We start from the raw sequence: 23,381 nt of genomic DNA, 5'->3' as shown, positions 1-23,381 counted from the left end.
GCCGTGCGGACAATCCTGATCATCGGTATCGGCGCGGGCGACCCGGGCCAGCTCACCCTGGCGGCGGCGGAGGCCCTCGGCCGGACGGATGTCTTCTTCGTTCTCGACAAGGGCGTGGAGAAGCAGGACCTCATCGCCCTGCGGCAGGAGCTGATGCGCCGCTTCGCCCGGGACGACCACCGGGTGGTGGAGGTCCGCGACCCGGATCGGGACCGCACCGCCGAGGGGTACGTCCGGGCGGTGGACGACTGGCGGCGGGACCGGGCCGACCTGCTGGAGGCCGCGATGGCCGAGCACCTCGCCGACGGCGGCACCGGGGCGTTCCTGGTCTGGGGCGACCCGGCCCTCTACGACAGCACCCTCGCGGTGGTCGAGGAGATCGAGGCCCGGGGGAAGCTCGACGTCGACCACGTGGTGTTCCCGGGGGTGAGCAGCGTGTCGACGTTGGCCGCCCGGCACCGGATCGGGCTGAACCGGGTCGGCCGCCCGTTCCTGGTGACCACCGGCCGGCGGATCGCCGATCGCCTGCCGCCGGACGTCGACGACATCGTGGTGATGCTCGACGCGCACTGCACGTTCACCCGCCACGTCGACGAGGACCTCGACATCTACTGGGGGGCGTACCTCGGCACCGCCGACGAGATCCTGGTCGCCGGGCCGCTGGCCGAGGTGGCGCAGGAGATCGTCGAGACGCGGCGGGCGGCACGCGAGCGCAAGGGCTGGATCATGGACACCTACCTGCTGCGCCGCCGCGACGCGGTCACCGGCGGCTGACCGAGCGGGACCGCGTTCGGCGGCGCTCCACGCTGACCGGATCGCGCCCGGACCCGCCGGGGGACTACCCCAACGGGTCCGGGCACCCGTGTCTCAGTCGGTCAGACGAGCGGCCTCCCGGTCGCGCCACGCCGTCACGAACCGGGTACGGCCGCTGGTCCTGAGCAGCGACCCCTCGTAGATCCGGGCGCCGACGAACACCATCGCCACCGCGGTGACCGCGAGGGCGGCCAGGGACAGGAACGGCTCCCAGCCGGCCGCGTCGCCGGTGAACAGCCGCACCGGCATCGCGGTCGGCGACGACACGGGCAGGTACGACAGCAGCGTCATGGCCGTCGGGTTGTCCTGGAGGAACACCACCGCGAAGAACGGCAGCATCACGATCATCTGTACCGGCGTCGACGCGCCGCCGATGTCCTCCTGCCGACTGACCAGCGCGCCGACGGCGGCCCACAGCGCGGCCAGCATCACGAACCCGACCACGAAGAACGGCAGGAACCAGCCGATCGCCGGGCCGAGCAGCGCGAGCAGGTTACCCGGTGCGTCGGCCGCCGCCGTTCCGGCGTACGCGACGACCGCGATCAGCGCGATCTGTCCGAAGGCCAGGACCGCTCCGCCGACCACCTTGCCGGCCAGCAGCGCCCGGACCGGCACCGCCGCCACCAGGATCTCCACGATCCGGGTCTGCTTCTCCTCGGTGACGCTCTGGGCGATCTGGAGTCCGAACGTCAGCGACGTGACGAAGAAGACGAACGCGAACGCGTACGGGACGAGGAACGCGAGCACCGGGTCCATCGCGTTCGGGTCGAGCAGCTCGACGGCCGGGCGCGCGCTGAGAGCGTCGACCACCTCCGACGGCTCCTCGTCCATCGCCAGCACCCGCGGGCCGGCGACCACCGCCGCGTCGACGTCGCCCGCGCGGACCAGTCGCTCGGCCTCCGCGTCGTCGTCGACCGTGCGTACCTTCAGCCCGGCGTCGGCCAACGCCGTGGCGGACGTACCCGGCGCCACGGCCACCGACGTCGAGCCGCCGTCGAACAGGCTCGGCAGGACAGTGGCGGCGGCCGCGATCGCCAGGAAGATGATCGTGCTCCAGATGAACGCCTTGTCGCGCAGCTTGACCCGGATCTCCCGGGCCGCGACGAGGCGGACGGCGTCGTACGTGGTCAACGGATGACCTCCCGGAAGATCTCGGCCAGGGACGGGGTGACGGGACGGAACGCGCGCACCGGCCCACGGTCGAGCGCCGCGCGCAGCACCGACTGGTCGTCGACGCCGGGGGCGAGGTCGAAGACGGCGTGCGGGCCGTCCAGGTCGACCACGGTCACACCCGGCTGGTCGCGCAGCCAACCGGCGTCGCCGTCGACCCGGATCTCGTACCGGGGCAGCGTGTGCGCCTGCCGCAGGCGCTCGCGGCTGCCGGCGGCCCGGATCACGCCGTCGCCGATGATGACCAGGTCGTCGCAGAGCCGCTCGACCACCTCGAGCTGGTGGCTGGAGAACAGCACCGCGACGCCGCGTACGGTGTGCTCGCGCAGCACCGCCAGCACCGTGTCGACGGCGAGCGGGTCGAGCCCGGAGAACGGCTCGTCCAGCACCAGCAGGTCCGGCTCGTGCACGAGCGCGGCGGCGATCTGCGCGCGCTGTTGGTTGCCCAGCGACAGCTTCTCCAGCTTGTCGTCGGCCCGCTCGCCCAGACCGAGGCGGTCGAGGAGGGCGTCGGTGTTGCGGGCGACGGCGATCGCGCCGACGCCGTGCAGCCGCCCCAGGTAGACCAACTGCTCGCGGACCGACATCTTCGAGTAGAGCCCGCGCTCCTCGGGCAGGTAGCCGAAGCGACGCCGGTCGTCGCGGGTCAGCGGGGCGCCGCCCCAGGTCACCGTGCCGGAGTCGGCCGCGAGGGCGCCCAGGATGATGCGCATCGTGGTCGTCTTTCCCGCGCCGTTGGCGCCCACGAAGCCGGTCAGCCGGCCCGGCGCCACGTCGAACGTGACGTCCCGGAGCACCCTTCGGTCCCCGAAGTCACGGTTCACCGCCTCGAGATGCAGAAGCGAAGTCATGTCCACGACGCTAGGGACGATCGGTGCCGGCGACGTCCGTCGCACGATCGATCGTCGGGGTCCGTCGCGCGACGGAGGTCATCCCCCGGGCGTGACCACCCGGTGCTCGTACGCGTACACGACCGCCTGGGTCCGGTCACGCAATCCCAGCTTGGCCAGGACCCGGCTCACGTGGGTCTTCACGGTCGCCTCGCCGAGGAAGAGGGTGGCCGCGATCTCGGCGTTGGTGGCCCCGCCGGCCAGCAGCACCAGCACCTCGTGCTCGCGCGGGGTCAGCTCGTCCAGCCGGGCACGGTCGGTACGGCTGCCGCCGGTTGTCCCGCCCGGCCGGGCGAACGTGGCGATGACCCGGCGGGTGATCTCGGGCGCGAGCAGCGCGTCGCCGCGGGCCACCACCCGTACCGCGTCGATCAGCGCCTCTGGCGTGCCGTTCTTCAACAGGAACCCGCTGGCGCCCGCCTGGAGGGCGGCGAACAGGTAGTCGTCGCGGTCGAACGTGGTGAGGATGAGCACCGCGGGCCCGGCGTCGGCCGCGACGATCCGCCGGGTCGCCTCCAGCCCGTCGCCGCCGGGCATCTCGACGTCCATCAGCACCACGTCGGGCCGTTCCCGGGCGGCCAGGTCGACCGCCTGCCGCCCGTCGGACGCCTCGCCGACCACCTCGATGTCGTCCTCCGTCTCGAGGATGACCCGGAACCCGGTCCGTACCAGGTGGTGGTCGTCGGCGAGCAGGACCCGGATGGCGCTCACGCCGGCACCCGCACCAGGGGGAAGCGGGCCCGGACCCGGAAGCCGCCGCCCGGCCGCGACTCGGCGGCGAGCGTGCCGTCGTGGGCGGTGACCCGCTCCCGCATGCCGATCAGGCCGAGCCCGACACCGGCGGTGGCACCCGGCGGCGCGCCGCGCCCGTTGTCGGCCACGTCGACCTCCAGTTCGTTGGCGTGGTACCGGACCCGCACGTCGACCTCCGTCGCGCCCGCGTGTTTGAGCGTGTTGGTGATGGCCTCCTGGATGATCCGGTACACCGCCTGCGAGAGCGACTCCGGGAGGGGCAGCGGCTCGCCGTACACGCCGAACCGGGCGTCGAGACCGGCGTCCCGGGCGTTGGCGACGAGTTCGGCGACCCGGTCGACGCCCACGCCGCCCGGCCGCTCGTCCGGGCCGCTGGCGCGCAGCAGGTTGAGCATCCGGCGCAGCTCGTCGACGGCCGTCCGGGCACTCTGCTCGACCGCCGCCAGCGCGGTGCGCGCCTTGCCCGGGTCCTTGTCCATCACCCGCCGGGTCGCCGCGGCCTGCACGCCCATCACCGACACGTGATGGGCCACGACGTCGTGCAGCTCACGCGCGATGCGTACCCGCTCGCCCATGACCGCGACCTGCGCGGCGTCGGCCTGCGACCGGCGCAGCTGGTCGGCCTGCACCTCCAGCTGGTGTTGCCGGCGGGCCGACGTCCACGCGGTGTCGCCGAAGAGGTACGCGAAGCCGAAGAACACCACGTTGACGAGAACAGTGTTGACCATGACCGCGAGCAGCGGCTCCAGTGGGCCACTCGCGTCGGAGAACGCGTCCGGCGGGATGTCGGCGACCGCCAGCGCGGCGGAGACGGCGAGCCAGCCGAACATCGCGGCGATGATGCCGATCCGGACCCGGCGGGCCAGTTTCCGGTCGGCGCTCCAGGCGCCGGCCGTGTACACGGCCGCGTAGAGCGCGCCGAGGGAGACCTGCTGCTCGGGCGACTGGCGGTACTGGGCGGCGATGAAGGCCACGGAGATCACGATCGCCACGGCGGCCGGCCGGCGTCGACGCACGGCCAGCGGCAACGTGCAGGCCACCGTCCAGAACACCTGCTCGGGCCAGGACGGCGGCCGGCCGAGGACGAACTGACCCGCGCTGTTGGCCAGCGTGAGGTTGAGCAGCGCCACCGTCGTCACGGCCACGCCGACCAGGACGTCGGTGCGCCGCTGCTCGGGCAGCGGCCCGGGTCGCCGCCACGGGGCCGGGTCAACGTTCATGCCGCGACGATGGCACACCGGGCCGGCCGGCGGCGAACGGCCATGGCACCGGACGTCGCGGTGAAGCGACAACCCGTACACGGGGTGGGAAAGCTCCCGCCCGGCCAGGACCGAGGAGCGTCGGGTCGGGTTCCCGTCGCGGCGTGTTCCGCCTCACGTTCGGGTGGCCATCCTGCCGACATCCCGAGGCCACGGCCTAACCTACTTACCAGGTAGGGAAGATCGCCTATCCCGTCCGGGCCCGCCGGGCGACGACGACCCGATCTCTCCACCCGCCCGGCGACCCCGGCAGCACCCCTGACCCCGTTGGATTGACGAGGACACCACCGTGATTCGCATCGAAGGTCTGCGGAAGACCTTCCACACCCGGGGCGGCCCGGTCGCCGCCGTGGACGGCGTCGACCTCACCGTTGCCGAAGGCGAGGTGTTCGGCGTGGTCGGACGCAGCGGCGCCGGCAAGAGTACCCTGCTGCGCTGCGTCAACCTGCTGGAACGCCCCGACGAGGGCCGGGTGACCGTCGCCGGGGTGGAGCTCACCGGGCTGCGGGAGAACCGCCTCCGGCGCGTCCGGCAGGACATCGGCATGATCCACCAGCACTTCGCCCTGCTGCACTCCCGTACGGCTGCCGGCAACGTGAGCTTCGCGCTGGAGGTGATGGGCGTGCCACGCCGGGAACGGGCCGGCCGTGTCGAGGAACTGCTCGACCTGGTCGATCTCGCCGACCGCGCGAACGCGTACCCCGCGCAACTCTCCGGCGGGCAGAAGCAGCGGGTGGGTATCGCCCGGGCCCTGGCCAGCCGCCCCCGACTGCTGCTGTCCGACGAGGCGACCTCGGCGCTCGACCCGGACACCACGGGAGCCATCCTCGCCCTGCTGCGCGGTCTCACCAAGCGGCTCGGCCTGACCATCCTGTTGATCACCCACGAGATGGACGTGGTCAAACGGCTCTGCGACGCGGTGGCGGTCATGCAGGAGGGCCGGTTCGTCGAGTCCGGGCCGGTGGCCGAGCTGGTCGGCCGTCCCGACTCCCCACTGGCCCGGGACCTCTTTCCGCTGGGCCCGGTGCCCACCATGCCCGACCACGTCCTGTTCGACGTGACGCTGACCGGGCAGGCCGGCGACGAGTCCGTGGTGTCCACCCTGGCCCGCCGGCACGACCTGGACGTCCGGATCGTCGCCGGCGCGGTCGAGCAGCTCGCCGCCACCCGGGCGGGCCGGCTGCGCATCGCGCTTCCCCAGGCAGCGCCGACGCTGGCGGACGCGCTGCACGACCTGCGCGGGGCCGGGCTGAGCGTGGAGGCCGCGCGGTGATCGCCCCGGATCTGGTCGACCTGCTCCGGCAGGGCCTCGCCGAGACCGCCTACATGGTCGGCGTCGCCACCCTGCTCTCAGGAATCGGCGGGCTGCTGGTCGGCGTCCTGCTGGTCCTCACCGAGCGGGGCAACCTGCTCTCGGCCCCGGCGGTGAACGCGCTGCTCGGCCTGGTCGTCAACGTCGGACGCTCCCTGCCCTTCATCATCCTGCTGGTGGCGATCATCCCGTTCACCCGGGCCGTCACCGGCACCACCATCGGCACCAGCGCCGCCATCGTCCCACTGACCGTCAGCGCCATCCCGTTCTACGCCCGGATCGTCGAGGCCTCGATCCGCGAGGTGGGCCGGGACGTGGTGAACGCGGCCCGGGCGATGGGCGCCTCCCGCTGGCAAATCATCGTCAAGGTCCTGCTCCGCGAGGCCAGACCCGGCCTGGTGGCCGGACTGACCATCACGGTCGTCGCGCTCATCGGATACTCCGCGATGGCCGGCGTGGTCGGCGGCGGGGGCCTCGGCGACCTCGCCCTGCGCTACGGCTACCAGCGATTCGAGGACGACGTGATGGTCGGCACCGTCGTGCTGCTGATCGTGGTCGTGCAGGCCGTCCAGATGCTCGGTGACCGGATCGCCCGGCACCTGTCCCACCGATAGGACATCCACGTCGACAGCCGTGGACGACAAGGAGAAAGGCACCACCGTGCGACGCAGACTCCCCTCGCTGATCATCGCCGCCCTCGTCCTGGCCCTCACCGCCTGCGGCTCCGGCACAGACGACACCGGCACCTCGACACCCACCGACGCCGCGCTCAAGGTCGGCGTCAGCCCGGTGCCGCACGGCGAGATCCTCACCTACGTCAAGGACAACCTGGCGGAGAAGGCCGGGCTGAAACTGGAGATCGTGGAGTTCACCGACTACGTGCAGCCGAACCGGGCGCTCGCGGACGGCCAACTCGACGCGAACTACTTCCAGCACATTCCGTACCTGGACGAGGAGAAGGCTGCCAAGGGTTACCGCTTCACCGCGCTCAAGCCGGTGCACATCGAACCGCTCGGCCTGTACTCGAAGAAGGTCCGCGCCCTCGCCGACCTGCCGGCCAAGGGTGTGGTCGCCATCCCGAACGACCCGTCCAACTCGGGCCGGGCGCTCAACCTGCTCGCGAACAACGGTGTGATCAAACTCCGGGAGGGTGCCGGCGTGAAGGCCACCACCCGCGACATCGTCGACAACCCGAAGCAGTTGCAGTTCCGGGAACTAGAGGCGGCGCAACTGCCCCGCAGCCTCGATGACACCGTCGCGTCGGTGATCAACGGCAACTACGCCATCGACGCCGGCCTCACTCCGGCCACCGACGCTCTCGCCCTGGAGAAGGCGGAGGGCAACCCGTACGCGAACCTGCTGGTGGTCCGCGACGGCGGCGACAGCGACCCCCGGGTCCGGAAGCTGGAGGAGCTGCTGCACTCCCCCGAGGTAAAGACGTACATCGACGGCAGGTACAAGGGCTCGGTGACGGCCGCCTTCTGAGCGCCACGCGCAGCCCACTCGGGTGACGACCCGGTGGGCTGCGCCGGCCCGACGGCGGTCCGGGCGGTGCCCGCCCCTTCCGACCCGACCACCCTGACCTCGGGCGAACGCGCGATCGACGCCCGCCGCAGGAAGGGCTCCGACGGCGACGCCGAGGGGGTCACGGCTCGATCGGACGGACCCGCTCGCGGTACCGCTCCTGGAGGGCCGCGTTGTGCGCGTCGCCCTGAGCGAGGTTCGCCGAGATGTAGACCGGCAGGTCGAGGCCCCGGTCGAGGAGCCGACGACAGACCAGCTCGGTGAGCATCTGGGCGATGAACACCCCGGTGAACGACGACACCGCTCCGATCCGAACTCCCGGGCTGATCTCCAGTGCCGCGTCCCCGGCGGGGGCGAGATTGTCGATCACCACGTCCGCCAGGTCGGCCAGGTGCTGGCCCCGGGTCGTACGTGCCCCGGCGGAGCGGGTGTGGGTGAGCGAGGTGACGGCGATGATCGGGTGCGCCCGGTCACGAGCCAGCGTCGCCATCTCGACCACGGCGGCGTTGATGCCGGAGTTGGACACGATCAGGAAAGGGTCCTGCGCAGCGGGCGCGGCGAGCGCGTAGATCCGCTCGGCCAGACCGGACTCACGCTCGTACGTCGGGTCGAGGATCGGCCCCGGGTCGGCGCCGCCGAACATCACGAGGTCCTTGACCGCCAGCATGCTGACGGGGGCGAGACCGCCGGCCCGCGCCGCGAGTTCGAGGGTCACGATCCGCGAGTGGCCGGTCCCGAATGCCTGGAGCACACCACCGGCGGCGATCGAGTCGGCGACGAGCGTGGCCGCCGACTCGATCGCCGCGAGCTGGGTGGCGAGGATCTGGTCGAGCGCGGTCCGGGCGATGGCGGCGTATGCGGGTTCAGGCATAGTTCCTCCTGGAACGGTCACGATCGCGGGCGGCCTCGATGGCTGCCTCGACGGCGGTTTCGACGACGATCTCGCCGCTGCCGGCGCTGACCGGGCTGGCGAAGGTCTCGTAGCAGGGCGGGGTGTCGCGGGCGGGCAGGTAACCGAGGTAGCCGTTCGTGTAGCCGAGGACCACGACGTCGCCCGCCCGGTCCGCCGCGCGGGAACGGATCGCCTCGCCCAGTTCCAGGAACAGCTCGCCGGGCACACCGACGACCGTGACACCGTCGAGGTCGACCGCCGCGACCTCGATCTCGTACGGTTCGCTGCGCTGGCGGGCGGCCTGTTCCCGCGCGATCCGCAGCCCCTGTTGCAGGACCTGGCGGATGCGCCCGTCCCGGATCTGCGGGACCGGGCGTGCGGACGCGTCGAGCTCCGCCGGCTGTTTGGGCCGCAGGCGCACGCTGCGCGAGACCGGCGGCCGCACCGGGGCCACCGGGCCGCCGTCGACCGGGGCCGGCGGTACGAACCGGTCGGCCACCAGGGCACCGAGCCGGTCCACCTCGGGTGGTCCGTGCCCCTGGCGGGTGTGCCGGGTGCTGATGTCGCCTGCGGCACCGGTGGCGACGACCACCCACCTGTCGGGCCCGGAGAGCGCTCGACGGATCCCCCCGGCCAGATCCGCGCTCACGTGGTTGTTGGCGGCGGGGAGGATGGTCGGGTGGACCGGGGAGACCACGATCAGGCCGACCACGTCGGCGCCCACGGTGACCCCGATCGTGTCGACGGGGATGTCCATCGGTGGCGAGTCCACGACGTTGCGCCGGCTCGCGAGCCCGGAGACCAGGGTGCGGGTGGCGGTGAGCCGGGCTTCACGCTCGGTCGCCACGGCCCGGCGCGTGGCCGTGAGCGAGACGGCCACCAGCCGGTCGCCGACGTCCCGTGGGGTGATCCCGCCGCCGGGGGCGCAACCCGCCTCGGGACTGGCGTGGGTGTGCGTGGCCGCGACCCAGCAGGACGGCACCCCGACGTCCCGCAGGGCGGTCCGGATCCGCTCGACGACGTCGGCGTTCACACAGATCAGGTCCACGACCACCAGCGCGAACCGGTGCCCGTCGTCGGCGACGGTCACCACGTGCACCTCGAGCGGGTCGAGCACGTCCTGGACGCCCTCGGACCGGTCGACGTAGCCACCCATCGGTTCGCCGGGCACGACCGCGAGGCATGCCGTCCCGTGTCCGACCCTCACGCGGCACCGCCCGGATCCTGGTCCGCCAGCAGGCGGGCGTAGGGACCGGAGCCGTCCAGCAGCGTGGGCCCGCCGTCGAGCGGCTCCGCCCGGGGAACGACCAGCGGCAGCCCCCGGGCGGCGAGTTCCGCCGACAGCGCCCGGTGCAGGACGTTCCCCGGTGCCAGGAGCCGTCCGCTGTACGACACCCGGCGCTCCGCCCCGTCGAGGCGGAGTCGGGCGCTCGCCGCCTGCGCCGCGTCCGCGAGATCGGTCGCCGCCCCGGCGCAGATCCGGCTGGCCACCGGGTCACCCCCGGCGGCGGCGTCGAGGACGTCGAGGGCGAAGGTCGCGGTCCGGGGGACCAGGTCCGGGTCCCGGTAGTAGCGCTGGAGCGCCGCCAGGTCGCTGCCACCGAGCGCCGCGACGAGACGGTCGACCAGCGCGGTACCCGGCCCGACCCGGTCGTACGCCGCGGTGGCGGCACGCATCCCGGCCAGCCCGATGGCGTACGCGCTGCCCCGGTCACCGAGGTGCGGACCCCACCCGTCGAGCCGGGCGTGGGTGCCGTCGGCGGCCACCGCCAGGACCGTCGTCCCGGTGCCGACGCACAGGACCACACCGGCGCCGCCGAGGGCGCCGGCGTGGGCGAGGACGCTGTCCTCCACGACCACGGCCGGACCGCCGAGGAGCCCGGTGAGGGCGCGGGCGAGGCGTCGACGCTCCGCACCCTCGCCCGGTACGCCGGTCAGACCGGCGACCACTCCCGTCACCCGCGCGGGGAGGGAGATGGTGGTGGAGGCGTCGCGGACAGCGGCCAGGATCCGGTCGACGCCGTCCTCGTGGGGTTGGTAGGAGAAGCCGGGCCCGACCCCGAGCTGACGGTCCGCAGGCGTGCGCAGCAGCATTCTGAGCTGCGACTTCCCGCCGTCGATGGTGATCGTCACGGTCATCGCGACATCCCGGCGGTCAGGCCCGCGACGATCTGCCGGGTGGCCAGCGCGAACACCACGGCCAGCGGGACCAGCGCGATCACGAGCCCGGCGAACAGGGTGCCGCGGTCGGCGGCGAACTCGCCGAAGAACCGGGTCAGCCCGACGGGGATGGTGTACTTCTCGCCGCTGCGCAGCAGCACCAGCGGATAGAAGAAGTCGTTCCAGGTCGGCGCGAACTGGAAGACGGTGACCACCGCGAGCGCCGGGCGCATCAGGGGCAGCACGATCGACACGAACAGGCGCCCCTCGTGCGCGCCGTCGATCCGCGCCGCCTCCTCCAGCTCCCCGGGGAGTCCCCGCATGAAGCCCATGATCACGAAGACGGAGAACGGGACCCCGCTCGCCGCGTAGAGCAGCACCAGCCCGATCCGGCTGTCGATCAGGTTCATCGACTGGAACATGTAGAACACCGGCAGCAGGCCGAGCTTCGCCGGGATCATCAGGCCGGACAGGAAGAACGCCGCCAGCAGGGCACGTCCCCGGAACCGCCACCGGGCCAGGGCGTAGGCGGCCAGCGCCGACACGCCGACGCACAGCACCACCGAGGCGGCCGTGACGGCCAGGGAGTTGAGGAAGTACGTCGAGATCGACGCGGTCTCCCAGGCGCGGGTGTAGTTGCTGACGTCGAACGAGCTGGGCAGGCCGACCGGCGCGCGGAGGATCTCCGCGTTGGACCGGAACGAACCGATCAGCACCAGCAGCAGCGGGCCGAAGGCGACTGCCGCGTACGCCCAGAGGACGACCTGGACGCCGACGCCGCGGGCCAGCGACCGGGAGCGGTCGGCACCCGGGCGCGGGGAGCCGCCGGGGGCTGCCGACGTGGGACGAGGGGTGGTCAGCAGGGCGTTCACGTGACCTCCCGGCGGCGCAGCACCCGCTCCAGGGCGACGGAGACCCCGAAGATGAGTACGAAGATGAGCATGGCCAACGCCGAGGACTCTCCGATCGCGTTGCTGCCGCCCTGGAAGGCGGTCCGGTAGTAGAGCAGGCCGAGGACGTCCATGGCGCCGCCGGGCCCGCCGTCGGATCCGCCCAGCGCGTAGACGAGGTCGAAGATGTTGAAGCAGCCGATGAAGGTCAGCACGGTGATCACCCCGACCGCCGGCATCAGCAGGGGGAACCGGACGCTCCAGAAGGTCCGGGTGGCCGACGCGCCGTCCATGGCCGCCGCCTCCTCCAGCTCGCGCGGTACACCGGCCAGGGCGGCGCCGAAGATGAGCATCGGCCCGCCGACCCACTGCCAGGCGTTGACCAGGATCAGCACCGGCAGTGCGGTGTCCGGCTCGCCGAGCCACGGACGCGCCCACGAGTCCAGACCGACCCCCCTGAGCACGACGTTGACCGGGCCGAAGGTGGGGCTGAGCAGGAGCGACCAGATGTAGCCGACGATCAGCGGGCTGATCAGGTAGGGCAGCGAGAAGAGCGTCTGGAACAACCGCTTGCCCCGGGGGCTGCGGTGCAGGAGCACGGCCAGGCCGAGCCCGACGGTGTTCTGGATGGCCATGGTGCCGACGAAGAAGAGCACGTTGTGCCCGAACGCGCTGGCGATCTCGTCACTGAGCGGATAGCGGGTGAGGATCTCCTGGTAGTTGCCGATCCCGACGAACTCCGCCTGGCGGGTGCCCTCCCAGCGGAAGAAACCGTAGTAGAAGGCGGTGAGCAGGGGCACCACGAGGAAGAGGCCGTAGAGGGCGAAGGCCGGCAGGCAGAAGGCCGCGATCCACCCCGGTGCGGTCCGTCCCGCCTGGCGGCGACGCCGCCAGGCGGGACGGACGGTCACTTCCTGGGCCGGAACCACTGGTCGACCCCTCGCTGGATGTGCCCGGCCGCGTCAGCGGCGGTGCGTCGCCCGAGCAGGTAGTCGGAGAACGCCGCCGAGGCGAGGTCCCACGCCGTGGGTGTTCCACCGGAGAAGTACGCGTAGGTGACGTACGGGCTCGGGTTCGCCTGGTAGTCCCGCAGCGCCTGGGCCAGGAGCTCGTCCTGGGGCTGGACGCCGGGTACCGCCGAGATCTGCCGCAGTTCGGTGGAGTACGCCCGGCCGAACTCCTCCGACGCCATCCACCGCACCAGCTTGAGCGCCGCCTCACGCTTGGTGGACTTCGCCGAGACCCCGAACGACCCGTCGACGTAGCCGGGAACGAGGGTCTTGTCGACCGACGCGCCGGGGGCGGGCGGCACGTTGAAGATGCCCATCTTCAGATCGGGGTTGGCCTTCTGGAACACGGCCAGCTCCCAGATGCCGCCGGGGAACATCGCGGCCCGGCCGGCGGTGAAGAGCGCCTGCGCGTCGGCGTAGCTCATCCCGGACGACTGCGGCGCCCAGTACCGGTCGGTGCTCTTCCAGGTTTCGAGCGACTTCACCCAGGGCGCGTCGGTGAACTTCGCCCCGCCGGTGAGCATCTTGTCGAGGTAGGCGGGGCCGCCGTACGTGGTGGCCCCGAAGATCTCCTGCTGGATCGGCAGCATCCAGGTGTCGGTGACCGTGCTCGCCAACGGGATGACCTTGGCGCCCTTGAGCTTGTCGAACGCCGCGAGCATGTCCGCCCAGGTGGTGGGGGCGGTGATGCCGTTGTCGTCGAAGAGCTTCTTGTTGTAGATCACGTGCAGGGTCTGGAGTGCGAACGGGACGCCGTAGACCTTCTCGTCGCTTTCGCCCCGGGCGCCGTCGAGGACCGGTGCCGGGAAGCCGTCCAGCTCCTTGACGCCGTCGAGGGGCACCAGGCCGCCGGCCGCGACCAGCGGCTGGAGCAGGCCGTAGGAGCGCAGCTGTGCCACGTCGGGGCCGTTGGCGTCGGTCAGCCCTGTCTTGAGGATCGTGTCGTACTCGGTGTTCTTGTAGGGGACGTACTCGACGGTCACGCCGGGGTTGGCGTCCTCGTAGATCTGGAAGATCTTGTTGTACGCGGCGACGTCCTCCTGCCGCCATCCCCAGACCTTCAGGTTGACGGCGTCGTCGCCGTCCCCACTGCCGGGTGCGCATGCGGCGAGGGTTACGGTGAGCATCGCCACCGCTCCCCACACACCATACTTCCTGGTCATCACGTCTCCGATCGTCGTTGCGACCACCCGTCGGACCGGCGGGAGCTCGACTGTAATACTGGTATAGACCGGCGGTCAACGGGTGACTCGGCCTCCCCCAAGGTGCGACGAACTGCCCGTACGATGGCGTCAACAGCGGGAAGGGAGAACGGTTCGTGCCAAGGACGCGTCACGAGCCGAGCGGCGGAGCGCTCGAATCGTTGCTGGCGGAGCAGAACCGCGGCAAGGGCAAGCACATCACCGACGTGCTCACCACCCTGGTCCTGGAGTCGCGGGACGGTGCGCTGCTCCCCTCCGAACGGGTCCTCGCCGAGCGGTTCGCGGTGGCCCGGATGACCGTCCGGGGCGCCATCGACGCGCTGGAGAGCAAGGGAATGGTGCGACGGGTGCCCGGACGCGGCACCTTCGTGCAGCACCCGACACTGACCCACTCGGAGATCTTCCGCTCCTTCAGCGAGGACATGCGGATGCGCGGCATGACTCCGGGCGCGAAGAGCTACCGCGGCCGCACCCGCCCGGCCACCCGCACCGTCGCCGCCAACCTCGACATCGCTCCCGGCGAGCCGACGCACTACATCGAGCGCATCCGTACCGCCGACGGGATCCCGATGGCCCTGGAACGGACCAACCTCGCCGCGGCACGCTTCCCCACCCTGCTCGACGTGCTGGGACGCGACGACTCGCTCTACGACGTCCTGGGCCGCGCCTTCGGTGTGCGGCTCGAGTCCGCCCGGCAGATCGTCACCATCGCGCGGTTGACCGCCACCGAGGCGAAGCGACTCGAGGTCGCCGAGGACACCCCGGCGTTCCTGATCGAGCGCATCTCCGTCGACAACATGGGCAAGGTCGTGGAGTACGGGCGGTCGCTCTACCGCGGGGATCGCTACGCCATCCAGATGCACGTCAGCCCCCCGCCGCAGGGTGGCTGACGCGCATCCGGTGGGTGCGGCTACCGCAATCCGGCGAAGTAGTGCTTCTGGATCTCGGCCGCCGTCAGCGCGCGGTCGTAGATCGCCGCCTCGTCGAGGTCGCCCTGGAGCCGCTGGAAGGTGTCGTCTCCGCGGCCACCGAGCTTGATGCTCGCCGTCCCGCCGCCCGGGGCGACCGTCGTCGCGACGCTGTTGTCCGCGACGCCGTCGAGGTACACGGTCAGTCGCGATCCGTCGAACACGGCAGCGACATGGTGCCACCGGTCCGGCGTCAACCGGGTGTGACCGGTGACGACGCCGTGTCCCTGGCCGGGAGCGCCGAGCGTCCACGCCTGTAGGACACCGTTGTCCGCCCGCAGGACGTACCCGTTGGTCGCCGGGGTCTGGTAGCTCTCGATGATCGCCTGCCCCGGCGTGGGCACGAGCAGGTCGAGCTTGACCCACGCCTCCAACGTGAACGGCCCGTCGAGGTTGGTCCGCGGGCCCCGGGGCACGTCGACGTAGCCGCTCGCGAGGTCGGCCGCGCCGTCGCCGGCGAGCACCCCCTCGACACCGGGCTCGGCGCCCAGGTAGGTGCCGTCGCGCCCACTGGTGGAACTGTCGACGGCGGTCCGGGAACTCGCCGCGTCGCCCAGCCTCCAGTAGCCGGCCGGGTCGGCCCCGGCCACGAACTCCGGGTAGCTGCCGTCGCCCACGACGATCGGCAGCGACACGGTCACCGGCGCCGCGCCGTCCTTGTGGAACGTCACCGTCACCTGGTGACGGTTCTCGGCGGCGCCGGCCGGAACGGTGACGGCGACCGGCACGCTCGTGACGATGGTCCGACCGTCCGGCCGAGCGCGGAGCACCTGCGTCGCCGGGGTGACGGTCCAGCCGTCCGGGCCGCTGGCGGTGACCCGTCCACTCACCCCCTCCTCGGCGAACACCTCGAGCGCGACCTGGAACCGCTTGGTCGCCCCCGGTGCGATGAGCGCCCCCGACGGCTCGACCGAGAGTCGGCCAGGGAGCACGTCGGAGTAGTGCGGGACGATCTCGTACACACGCGGCGCGACACTGCCGGGCGTCCACTGGATCCGTACCGCGCTCGCGGCCAGGTCCTTGGCGGGCACCTTGGTGAACCCCTCGGCGAGCGGCCCGAGATCCACCCAGGTGTCGTCGACGAGCGCCTGGATCACGCCGTCCGCCGGGGCGGTCGCGTCCTGCACCACCGTCACCGCCGACAGCCGGTGCGGCTTGGTGATCGGGACCGTGATCGCGTCCCCGGCCTGTGGTGCGCCAGCGGCGACGTACGCCGTGTCGTCGCGCCGGTCGGTCAGCAGACCCAGCCCGGACCCGGCAGCGGCGGCCGGTGCACCGGTGGGGGCACCGAGGTCGCCGAACCAGCGGTCGCCGATGTAGGCGTCGCTCTGGGCCGCCGCGAAGCTGAGCAGGTCGTCGACCGGCCCGGGACTGATCTGGTGCCACGTGCGGTCGAGGATGCCACGGGCGGCTGCCTGGTCGCGCCGGGCCACCCAGGCGGCTTCGCTGACACCCCTGTCCTGGGCCCGGAGGATGCGGACGGCGGCCCGACCTGCCTGGCCGGTCACGCCGACCCGGTCCAGCCAGGGCGAGATCTGCTTGAGCAGGAGCGGGTTGTCGAGCTTCGCCCGTAGCGCGGCGGGAAGTTCCTCGAGGCGGCGCAGCTCACCGTCGACCCGGTCGAGCTGGGCGTCCACCGGTCGGCCCGCCCGGTAGTCGGCGATGAGACGGTTGACGAGCGCGGCGAACTCCGGCCGCGCGCTCTGGTCGAGGACGCTGGCCCGGTTGTTGTCGGCGAAGAGCCGCAACTCGTCGTACGCGTCGCCGCCGAGAATCTGCAACGTACGCGTCCACGAGCGGTCCGCGTCGTAGGCACCCGGGTTCCAGGCGTAGTCGGCCTGGGTGCCGAGGGGAATCTGCGAGGCCTCCTGGAAGGTGACGAGCCCGTTGAAGGAGATGCCGATGACCTTGTCCGCCATGCCGGCGTCGCGGTTCTTGAGGGGGCCCACCAGCAGCCGGTTGGGGCTGTAGTCGTTGACCGGGTAGTTGTCCCAGAGCATGATCCGGTGCCGCGACCACACGTCCTGAGCAGCCCGGAGGTCCGCCTCGGTGATGCTCGCCGGGACCACGGCGGGACCCGTCCAGTAGAGGTCCACGTCGGTGCTCAGCAGCTCGTCGAAGCGGTTGGTGTACGCCGTCTTCGTCATGCCCCAGTACTCCGTCGGCACGGCCACCATGCGGCTGGCCCCGGGGTGCTTCTCGATGAACTCCTTCTGCACGAAGTTGGTGACCTCGGCCTGGGCCACCGCGAGCGGCGACGCGTCGCCACCGTAGGCGTCCCGGTCCTCCTGGCAGGCGAAGTTGCCCGACACGTCGTCCCAGGCGATGACGTAGCTCCGGACGCCGATCTCCCACATCTGCTCGAAGCGGGCCAGCAGCTTGGCCCGGTCGGTCTCGCGCACGTGACAGATCCCGTTGCTGGGTGCCAACGGCGCCTCCGGTGAGATCCGGTACACGAAGTCGACGTGGCGCGACTTCGCCAGGTCGAGGATCTCCTTCAACCGGGCCAGCTCCGCCGCCTCGTACAACGAGGCCCAGTTCGACCCGGTGCGCAGGTCGTCCGCCGGCCCGTAGAAGAACTGGTTCATCTTGTGCCGGGCCAGGAACTCGATCTGCGAGCGCCGGTCCTCCTGCGACCACACCGGGCCGTAGAAGGACTCCATGCCACCACGGATCTTGTAACCCGGCCAGTCCCGGATCTGCACGCCGTCGACGGCTACCCCGGAACCCTTCTTTTCGAGCAGTTGCCGGAGCGACTGCACGGCGTAGAACGTGCCGGCGCCGTCCTTCCCGGACAGCACGATCCGCTCCCGGCCGTGCCCGTCGCGACCGGCGGCCAGCACGTACCCCTCGGCGGGCAGCGCCTCCGGGCCGGTGACACCGAGGGCACGCAGCGCGCCCGCGCTCGCCGGCGTCTCCCCCGGTCCGCCGAGAACGATCATCGGGCCGCGCGCCGACAGGTCGCTGTCGGGGACGACCCGGGCGGTGACGCCGCGCTCGGAGAGCAGGTCCACCAGCGCCGTCCGCGCTGCCGGGTCGGCGGCCCCGCCCGCCACGACGTCGACAGCACCGGACAGCACCACGCTTCCCGGACGGGGGGTGATCTGCTGCGGCACCGGGAGGATCCGCGCCGCGCCAGCGGGAGCCGGTTGCTCGGCGGCGGCCGGCAGCGGGCTCAGCACCCCTGCGACGAGCGTGGCCGAAACGGCGAATGTGACAGCGCGGTGACGGCGACCGCGAAAAGAGCGTGCCAGTAACACGCGACCTCCATTTTTGGTCCGGATCAGTGCCTTCTGCCGGTGGCGTGCCGGCACGGAGCGCGGTGGGGTGACCACCGCAGACGGCCGACCGGCACGAGATCCACCGATCCGGTCAGGTCAGCGGAAGCGCGGATCGGACATCGGGGCCCGGGGGCCTGAGGGTTTCTGAGCATTGGTCTATGCCAGTAAGGAGGATCCCCTCCGTACCTGGTTACGTCAAGACCGCACGGGCGGATCTGAGGTCTCCGGAGCTGCCTGCCACACCCCCACGAGCCCGGTCCGCTACTCGATTTTCCCTGGTCATGGGCGTCACAGGGAACCAGCCACCCAGCTCGAAATACTGGTCTAGCCCTGTTGTCGTGCCCGGCGCTCAGATGGCCGGTCGACGGCGGGGGCCGCACGGGGCAGGGGCGTGTCGCGGTTGGTGGTGGACGGGCGCCGGGAGCGAGTCCCGCCCGGGGCGACCCCGGACGGTCCCCGCCCCCCCCATCACCCCCGGTGGTGACGGACACGTGTCCCGACGGCCGGGCGGGGCCGCCGGGGCACGTGCCGGTCAGGTCAGTCCAGCGGCCGCATGTCGTGGGTGACGGTGCCGGCGGCAGCCAGCGAGTGGTAGAGGCCCAGTTCTGCGGTGGCCCCCTCGGCGAGCACGAGGGCCGTGCAGCCCCGCTGGTCGGCGAGGTGGACGATGCGGTCCCCGATTCGGGCGGTCGGATAGAACTCGGGGTCGCCCGGGAAGAGTCCGAGCCGTTCGGGCCCACGCCAACCGGCGAGACGGCCCGGTGCCGAAGGGTGCAGGAAGGTCATCCCGTAGCCCGGGCCGGGCGACAGCGGCTCGTCCAGCAGCCGGGGCCGCCGGCCGAGTGCGGCGTCGATCACGGCACGGTACACGTTGGTCCGCAGGGAGCGGCACATCATCTCCCCGATGACGGCTCCGGCGATGCGTCCGTTGACCTCCACCACCTCCGGCCCGTCCGGGGTGCGGGCGAACTCGGTGTGCGCGATCCCGGACGAGAAACCGACCACGTCGAGGACCTTGCCGATCCAGGTCTCCAGGTGCGCCAACTCCTCGGCGGGAAAGACGACCGGGAAGGCGACGGCCTCCTCGCGCCGGACCGGTTCCGGGGTGTGGATGTGCACCGCGATCCCGAGCAGTCTGGTGCGGCCCTCCCCGGTCACCGTCTCGGCGCTGTAGACCGGCCCGGGGAAGTACGGCTCGGCGACCAGGTGCCCGCCCATCAGGTTGGCGTCCGCGACCTGCCGGACGGCCCGGTCGCGTTCGGCGTCGTCCCGGATCAACCAGACCGATCGGGAGGAGGTTCCCGCCGAGTCCTTCACGATCACGGGGTAACCGATCGCCGCGACGGCCTCGGTGACCGCCTCGGCCGTCGGTTCCACCCGGATCGCGCCGGCCCGACTCAGTCCGGCCTGGTGCAGCAGGTTGCGGACCGCGGCCTTGTCCCGCAGGGTACGTGCGGTGTCCAGACCGAGGGTGGCCAGGCCGAACCGTTCGGCCAGTTCCGCCCCGGGCAGCATCCAGGTGTCGGTGGAGTTGACCAGCCCGGCCAGGTCGGGGATCCGGTCGAGCACCGCGGCGCAGGCCGCGACGTCGGTGGTGTCGACGTCGATGACCTCCAGGTCGTCCGGCCCCAGGCGGTCGAGCTCGTACGAGTAGACCGACCGGTTCCCGGTGAGCAGACACAGCTGGTGTCCGGCCTCGGCGGCGGCGTCCCGCAGGTGGGCGAGTCCGAAGGTGAGTGCCTCGATGAGCGCGATGGTCATAATCAGCTCCCCTCGACGTCCAGCGGGCGGGTCGCCTGCACGACCAGTCGTGCCGCGTGGTTGTCGTACGGCTCTCCCGCGAAGCCACCGAAGCAGCGGATCCCGGAGAACCCGGCGGCGGTCAGCATGGCGCGGATCTCGGCGGCGCTGTAGACGAACTGCTCGAAGAAGCCGTGCCGCGCGGTGTCTCCCCGCACCAGGGTCCAGTCGCTGCGGAACCGGGTCCAGTCGTCCAGGATGGTGTCCCGCATGAACAGGGAGCCGCCCTCGACGTCGACCACCTTCGGGACGCCGGCCCAGCGGGCGAATATCTCCTTGCTGAACAGGTCCAGCAGCAGGCGCCCCCCGGGCACGAGGCTGCGGAGGGCGTTACGCAGCACCAGCTGGTTCTGTTCCGGGTCGGGGAAGTAGCCGAACGAGGTGTACATGCTGATGACCACGTCGTAGGTGTCCGGCTCGACGAACTCCCGCATGTCCGCGCGGACCAGGCGGACCTTCAGGCCCGCCGCCTCGGTCTCCTCCCGCGCGCGGTCCAGCATCGCCTGGCTCAGGTCCACGCCGGTGACCCGCGCACCGCGCTCGGCGAGGGGTACGGCGTAGGTTCCGGGGCCGCAGCCGAGATCGAGCACCTCGGCACCGGCCGGCAGGTCCAGCAGCGGTGAGGTCGCCACCCAGTTCGCCGCCTCCCGGCGGCGGGTGGGAGCGAACAGGGCGCCCGCGAAGTCCACCCAGAACGTGTCGTCTTCAAACCACTCCATCGGCAGCTCCGATTCGTACGGCAGTGGACGCACAACAGCTCGCGCGACGGCGCGGAAAGCCCCGGCCGGAGGCCTGCATTCCGCAGCGGGCACCAATCTGAAGATCCATTTCATGGATCGGCAGGCCATCCATATAAATCTTAGCCTAACTGGGCCCGAATCCCCGTCGACTCGAAACCATACCACCTTTACCAACGAGTCCTCCAACCGAGAACCCATTCACGTGGTTGACCCCGCGATATGCACACCTGACGTACCGCGTAAGCGAAAAAGCAGCCCGCACCTCTCCCATTATGTATCGGCTTGTGTCAATATAAGTCTGCGCTGGCCTGACCCAGGCACGATCGCGCCATCCACTGCCGCGGCCGCCCACCATCGCGGCCCGTCACGACCGAGCACAGAGGAGTGGTCCGCCATGCCCTCGAGCGGTACTTCGACAAGTACCCCGTTGCTGCACTCCCATGTCACCGACGCGGTCAAGGCACCGAGCTTCATCCGCCTGTCCGAGAACGTGGTCCTCGCCCGCTTCGAGACCCTGAAGATCTACGCCGCGCTGGGAGCGGTGCGCGCGCTGCTGAAGGCCGGAACCATCCGCCCCGGAGACACTCTTGTCGACAGTTCCAGCGGCATCTACGCCATTGCCCTGGCCATGGTCTGCCACCGCTACGGGCTGCGCTGCCACATCGTGGCCTCAACCACGGTGACCCCGACCATCCGGGCGCAGCTGGAAATCCTCGGCGCCACGGTGGACCAGATGCCCCCCGCTCGGGACCTGCGGCTCGACCAGCACCGACGGGTGGAAAGGGTGCAGGAGCTGCTGCGGGCCAACCCCGGCATGCACTGGATGCGTCAGTACCACGACCCGGTGCACTACCGGGGCTACCGGGAGATGGCGGAGCTGGTGCGCGAGGCCCTGCCCGACACGCCCCTGACCGTGGTCACCAGCGTCGGCACGGGCTCGTCGAGCGCCGGTCTGATCCAGCCGCTGCGCGAGGACGACCCCTCGACCCGGCTCGTCGGGATCCAGCCGTTCGGCAGCGTGAGCTTCGGCAGCGAGGGGTTCCAGGACCCGGAGGCCATCATCGCCGGCATCGGCAGCGCCATCCCCTTCGACAACGTCCGCCACGAGCTCTTCGACCGGGTGCACTGGATGTCCTTCCGTCACGCCATGGCCGGCACCGTCGCACTGATGCGCGCGCACGCGGTCTTCGCCGGCCTCTCCACCGGCGCGGCGTACCTCGCCGCCAGGTGGGAGGCGCAGCGCCACCCGGAGCGGATGCACCTGCTGGTCGGCCCCGACACCGGGCACCGCTACGTCGAGCAGGTCTTCGCCCGGCACCGGGAGGCGACGGACCCCGCCACCCTCGAACCCGTCGAGATAGCCTCCCTCGACGAGCTGACCCCACCTTGGTCGACCATGGCGTGGGCACGGCGTGGCTATCCGACGCGGCACTCCGCCACGTCCGGGATGGTCGTGGGGGCCCGCCGCTCCGGCCGGCCGGCCGGGAGGGGGTGAGGGCCGACCGACGGGTCAGGACGAGTCCGCCGGGTTGGGTGCGCGTCGGCGCAGCCGGTGCACACCCAGCACGAGCGGGGGAAGCAGAACGCACTGGGCGGCCACGACCAGCCAGAATCCCGGAAGGCGGCCGCCGCCCTCGAACAGCCCGTACAGGTTGCCGCCGACCACGCCGCTGAGGGAGGAGCCGACACCGACGGCCAGCCGTTGCTGGCCGAAGACCACGGTCGCGGATCGCCGCGACCTCGCCAGCGCCTCAAGGTCGTTCTTGAGGAGCAGCACCGCGCTGCCGGCGCTGATCGCGGCGACGCCGACCGCTATGGCGAGTTCGTTTCCGCCGGTGAAGGAGACCATCCCCACCGCCAGGCAGCCGAACCCGATCGCCATCGCCGCCGGGTAGGCCATCCGCTCGACCCGCTGCGCCACCAGGGGTTGCAGGAGGACCAGGCCGAGCGAGTACCCCATCATGGTCGCGCCGAAGAACACGGTGGACACCCGACCCTGGGCGTAGCTCGAGAGGTACTGGAAGAACTGCATGTGCACGTAGTAGGAGACGGCGGTGACCGCGAAGGGCAGTACCGCCAGGCCGGACAGCATGCGCCGGAACGGCTCGATCGGCGGAGCGTCCTCGGTCCGTTGCTCCCGGCGAAGGAAGAGATGGGCGACCGCCAGGCTGGTGTAGACCGCCGTGACGACGGCGAACATCAGGTCCGGAAACTGGATGAGCAGGGCCCCCACCACCGGCCCGAGGGCAATGCCGAGGTTCCCGGCGGCGTTGCCGGCGGAGACCAGTCTGGGCCGCAACTCGGGGCTCGCCCCATGCACCAGGTAGCTCCGGTACGACGGTGAGTAGAGCGACCCGCCACCTGAGATGAGGAACAGTCCCGCCACGGTCAACGCCGGGTTGTCCTCTCCCACGAGGAAGGCGGTACCGCCGAGGCTGTACATGACCAGGGCGCAGACCAGGGACCGTTGCAGGCCGAGCCGCTCGGCCAGCGCGGCGGTGGCCGGGGCGCTGGCGAACTGCACCAGGGTCCCCACCCCGAGGACGACGCCGATCTGCGCCATGTCCGCGCCCATCCGCTCCCGCAGCAGTACGGCGAGGTACGGATAGATCGAGAACGAACCGACGTTGACCAGGAGACTGCCCGCCAGCAACGCGATCCGGGTACCGGTGAAGGGGTGACCTCGGGGCACCGGTGGCTGCTGTGGAGGACCGGGC

Annotated in this window: 20 protein-coding genes; 6 read left to right on the top strand and 14 right to left on the bottom strand. The window is 71.4% G+C overall.

Annotation, left to right across the window (positions count from 1 at the left end; genetic code table 11):
• The first annotated feature begins 3 nt into the window (after positions 1 to 3).
• Positions 4 to 774, top strand: coding sequence for a precorrin-6A synthase (deacetylating) (gene cobF / locus IGA62_RS25900; RefSeq protein ID WP_145818435.1), 771 nt, complete (start codon positions 4 to 6; stop codon positions 772 to 774).
• Between the two features lie 93 nt (positions 775 to 867).
• Here the strand turns inward: cobF and IGA62_RS25895 are convergent, their stop codons facing one another.
• The 4 genes from IGA62_RS25895 to IGA62_RS25880 all read right to left on the bottom strand — a co-directional run bounded on the left by IGA62_RS25895 (position 868) and on the right by IGA62_RS25880 (position 4,846).
• Entirely contained in the window at positions 868 to 1,944 is a 1,077-nt protein-coding gene (locus IGA62_RS25895; RefSeq protein ID WP_145818436.1) for an ABC transporter permease, read from the bottom strand.
• Positions 1,941 to 2,834, bottom strand: a complete 894-nt coding sequence (locus IGA62_RS25890; protein WP_145818437.1) for an ABC transporter ATP-binding protein — start codon at positions 2,832 to 2,834, stop codon at positions 1,941 to 1,943. Before IGA62_RS25890 ends, IGA62_RS25895 begins: the two co-directional genes overlap by 4 nt.
• A gap of 78 nt (positions 2,835 to 2,912) precedes the next feature.
• The gene (locus IGA62_RS25885; protein WP_145818438.1) at positions 2,913 to 3,584 is read right to left on the bottom strand and encodes a response regulator; all 672 of its coding nucleotides are present in this window, start codon (positions 3,582 to 3,584) and stop codon (positions 2,913 to 2,915) included.
• Complete coding sequence (locus IGA62_RS25880; RefSeq protein ID WP_145818439.1) at positions 3,581 to 4,846, bottom strand: sensor histidine kinase; 1,266 nt, start codon at positions 4,844 to 4,846, stop codon at positions 3,581 to 3,583. Before IGA62_RS25880 ends, IGA62_RS25885 begins: the two co-directional genes overlap by 4 nt.
• 328 nt (positions 4,847 to 5,174) lie before the next feature.
• Between IGA62_RS25880 and IGA62_RS25875 the strand changes: the two genes are divergently transcribed.
• From IGA62_RS25875 to IGA62_RS25865, 3 genes are read left to right on the top strand one after another with little or no spacing between them, the layout of a single operon-like run.
• The gene (locus IGA62_RS25875; RefSeq protein WP_145818440.1) at positions 5,175 to 6,158 is read left to right on the top strand and encodes a methionine ABC transporter ATP-binding protein; all 984 of its coding nucleotides are present in this window, start codon (positions 5,175 to 5,177) and stop codon (positions 6,156 to 6,158) included.
• Positions 6,155 to 6,811: a methionine ABC transporter permease gene (locus IGA62_RS25870; protein WP_232624775.1), complete on the top strand. Its 657-nt coding sequence runs from the start codon at positions 6,155 to 6,157 to the stop codon at positions 6,809 to 6,811. The genes IGA62_RS25875 and IGA62_RS25870 overlap by 4 nt, the downstream gene beginning before the upstream one ends.
• Positions 6,812 to 6,857: 46 nt before the next feature.
• Positions 6,858 to 7,682 (top strand): MetQ/NlpA family ABC transporter substrate-binding protein, encoded by an 825-nt coding sequence (locus IGA62_RS25865; RefSeq protein WP_145818441.1) that lies wholly within the window; start codon positions 6,858 to 6,860, stop codon positions 7,680 to 7,682.
• A gap of 160 nt (positions 7,683 to 7,842) precedes the next feature.
• Here the strand turns inward: IGA62_RS25865 and IGA62_RS25860 are convergent, their stop codons facing one another.
• From IGA62_RS25860 to IGA62_RS25835, 6 genes are read right to left on the bottom strand one after another with little or no spacing between them, the layout of a single operon-like run.
• Entirely contained in the window at positions 7,843 to 8,592 is a 750-nt protein-coding gene (locus tag IGA62_RS25860; RefSeq protein ID WP_145818442.1) for a sugar isomerase domain-containing protein, read from the bottom strand.
• Positions 8,585 to 9,784: a hypothetical protein gene (locus tag IGA62_RS25855; protein ID WP_186499864.1), complete on the bottom strand. Its 1,200-nt coding sequence runs from the start codon at positions 9,782 to 9,784 to the stop codon at positions 8,585 to 8,587. The genes IGA62_RS25860 and IGA62_RS25855 overlap by 8 nt, the downstream gene beginning before the upstream one ends.
• 32 nt (positions 9,785 to 9,816) lie before the next feature.
• Positions 9,817 to 10,752, bottom strand: a complete 936-nt coding sequence (locus tag IGA62_RS25850) for an N-acetylglucosamine kinase (protein ID WP_145818444.1) — start codon at positions 10,750 to 10,752, stop codon at positions 9,817 to 9,819.
• The gene (locus IGA62_RS25845; protein ID WP_232624774.1) at positions 10,749 to 11,645 is read right to left on the bottom strand and encodes a carbohydrate ABC transporter permease; all 897 of its coding nucleotides are present in this window, start codon (positions 11,643 to 11,645) and stop codon (positions 10,749 to 10,751) included. The genes IGA62_RS25850 and IGA62_RS25845 overlap by 4 nt, the downstream gene beginning before the upstream one ends.
• Positions 11,642 to 12,574, bottom strand: coding sequence for a carbohydrate ABC transporter permease (locus IGA62_RS25840; RefSeq protein ID WP_232624773.1), 933 nt, complete (start codon positions 12,572 to 12,574; stop codon positions 11,642 to 11,644). Before IGA62_RS25840 ends, IGA62_RS25845 begins: the two co-directional genes overlap by 4 nt.
• Positions 12,571 to 13,800 carry an ABC transporter substrate-binding protein gene (locus tag IGA62_RS25835; RefSeq protein ID WP_232624772.1) on the bottom strand — a complete coding sequence of 410 codons (1,230 nt, stop codon included), beginning with the start codon at positions 13,798 to 13,800 and terminating at the stop codon, positions 12,571 to 12,573. The genes IGA62_RS25840 and IGA62_RS25835 overlap by 4 nt, the downstream gene beginning before the upstream one ends.
• Before the next feature lie 191 nt (positions 13,801 to 13,991).
• On the opposite strand from IGA62_RS25835, the gene IGA62_RS25830 reads away from it, so the two are divergent.
• Entirely contained in the window at positions 13,992 to 14,765 is a 774-nt protein-coding gene (locus IGA62_RS25830) for a GntR family transcriptional regulator (protein ID WP_145818446.1), read from the top strand.
• A 20-nt stretch (positions 14,766 to 14,785) separates the two neighbouring features.
• Here the strand turns inward: IGA62_RS25830 and IGA62_RS25825 are convergent, their stop codons facing one another.
• The 3 genes from IGA62_RS25825 to IGA62_RS25815 form a co-directional block, all read right to left on the bottom strand.
• Positions 14,786 to 18,025, bottom strand: coding sequence for a beta-N-acetylglucosaminidase domain-containing protein (locus tag IGA62_RS25825; RefSeq protein ID WP_145818447.1), 3,240 nt, complete (start codon positions 18,023 to 18,025; stop codon positions 14,786 to 14,788).
• Positions 18,026 to 18,661: 636 nt separating this feature from the next.
• The gene (locus IGA62_RS25820; RefSeq protein WP_145818448.1) at positions 18,662 to 19,885 is read right to left on the bottom strand and encodes an ATP-grasp domain-containing protein; all 1,224 of its coding nucleotides are present in this window, start codon (positions 19,883 to 19,885) and stop codon (positions 18,662 to 18,664) included.
• Positions 19,886 to 19,887: 2 nt separating this feature from the next.
• Complete coding sequence (locus tag IGA62_RS25815) at positions 19,888 to 20,643, bottom strand: class I SAM-dependent methyltransferase (protein ID WP_145818449.1); 756 nt, start codon at positions 20,641 to 20,643, stop codon at positions 19,888 to 19,890.
• A gap of 448 nt (positions 20,644 to 21,091) precedes the next feature.
• Here IGA62_RS25815 and IGA62_RS25810 point away from each other — a divergent pair, with 448 nt between their 5' ends.
• Positions 21,092 to 22,159, top strand: coding sequence for a cysteine synthase family protein (locus IGA62_RS25810; RefSeq protein ID WP_232624771.1), 1,068 nt, complete (start codon positions 21,092 to 21,094; stop codon positions 22,157 to 22,159).
• Between the two features lie 15 nt (positions 22,160 to 22,174).
• Here IGA62_RS25810 and IGA62_RS25805 read toward each other — a convergent pair whose 3' ends face one another.
• A complete protein-coding gene (locus IGA62_RS25805) occupies positions 22,175 to 23,356 on the bottom strand; it encodes an MFS transporter (RefSeq protein WP_145818451.1) in 1,182 nt (393 codons plus the stop codon).
• Positions 23,357 to 23,381: the final 25 nt, after the last annotated feature.

Origin of the sequence: Micromonospora sagamiensis (assembly GCF_014680085.1) — a bacterium.
Classification (GTDB): Bacteria; Actinomycetota; Actinomycetes; order Mycobacteriales; family Micromonosporaceae; genus Micromonospora; species Micromonospora inyonensis.
Note: the sequence above shows the minus strand (reverse complement) of the source record. Positions and strands in the feature narration are given on the sequence as shown.

What these genes read in the sequence shown, in the direction of transcription:
- IGA62_RS25890 (WP_145818437.1), bottom strand. Translation starts at nt 2,834, where the DNA reads ATGACTTCGCTTCTGCATCTCGAGGCGGTGAACCGTGACTTCGGGGAC.
- IGA62_RS25880 (WP_145818439.1), bottom strand. Translation starts at nt 4,846, where the DNA reads ATGAACGTTGACCCGGCCCCGTGGCGGCGACCCGGGCCGCTGCCCGAG.
- IGA62_RS25860 (WP_145818442.1), bottom strand. Translation starts at nt 8,592, where the DNA reads ATGCCTGAACCCGCATACGCCGCCATCGCCCGGACCGCGCTCGACCAG.
- IGA62_RS25850 (WP_145818444.1), bottom strand. Translation starts at nt 10,752, where the DNA reads ATGACCGTGACGATCACCATCGACGGCGGGAAGTCGCAGCTCAGAATG.
- IGA62_RS25835 (WP_232624772.1), bottom strand. Translation starts at nt 13,800, where the DNA reads ATGCTCACCGTAACCCTCGCCGCATGCGCACCCGGCAGTGGGGACGGC.
- IGA62_RS25820 (WP_145818448.1), bottom strand. Translation starts at nt 19,885, where the DNA reads ATGACCATCGCGCTCATCGAGGCACTCACCTTCGGACTCGCCCACCTG.
- IGA62_RS25815 (WP_145818449.1), bottom strand. Translation starts at nt 20,643, where the DNA reads ATGGAGTGGTTTGAAGACGACACGTTCTGGGTGGACTTCGCGGGCGCC.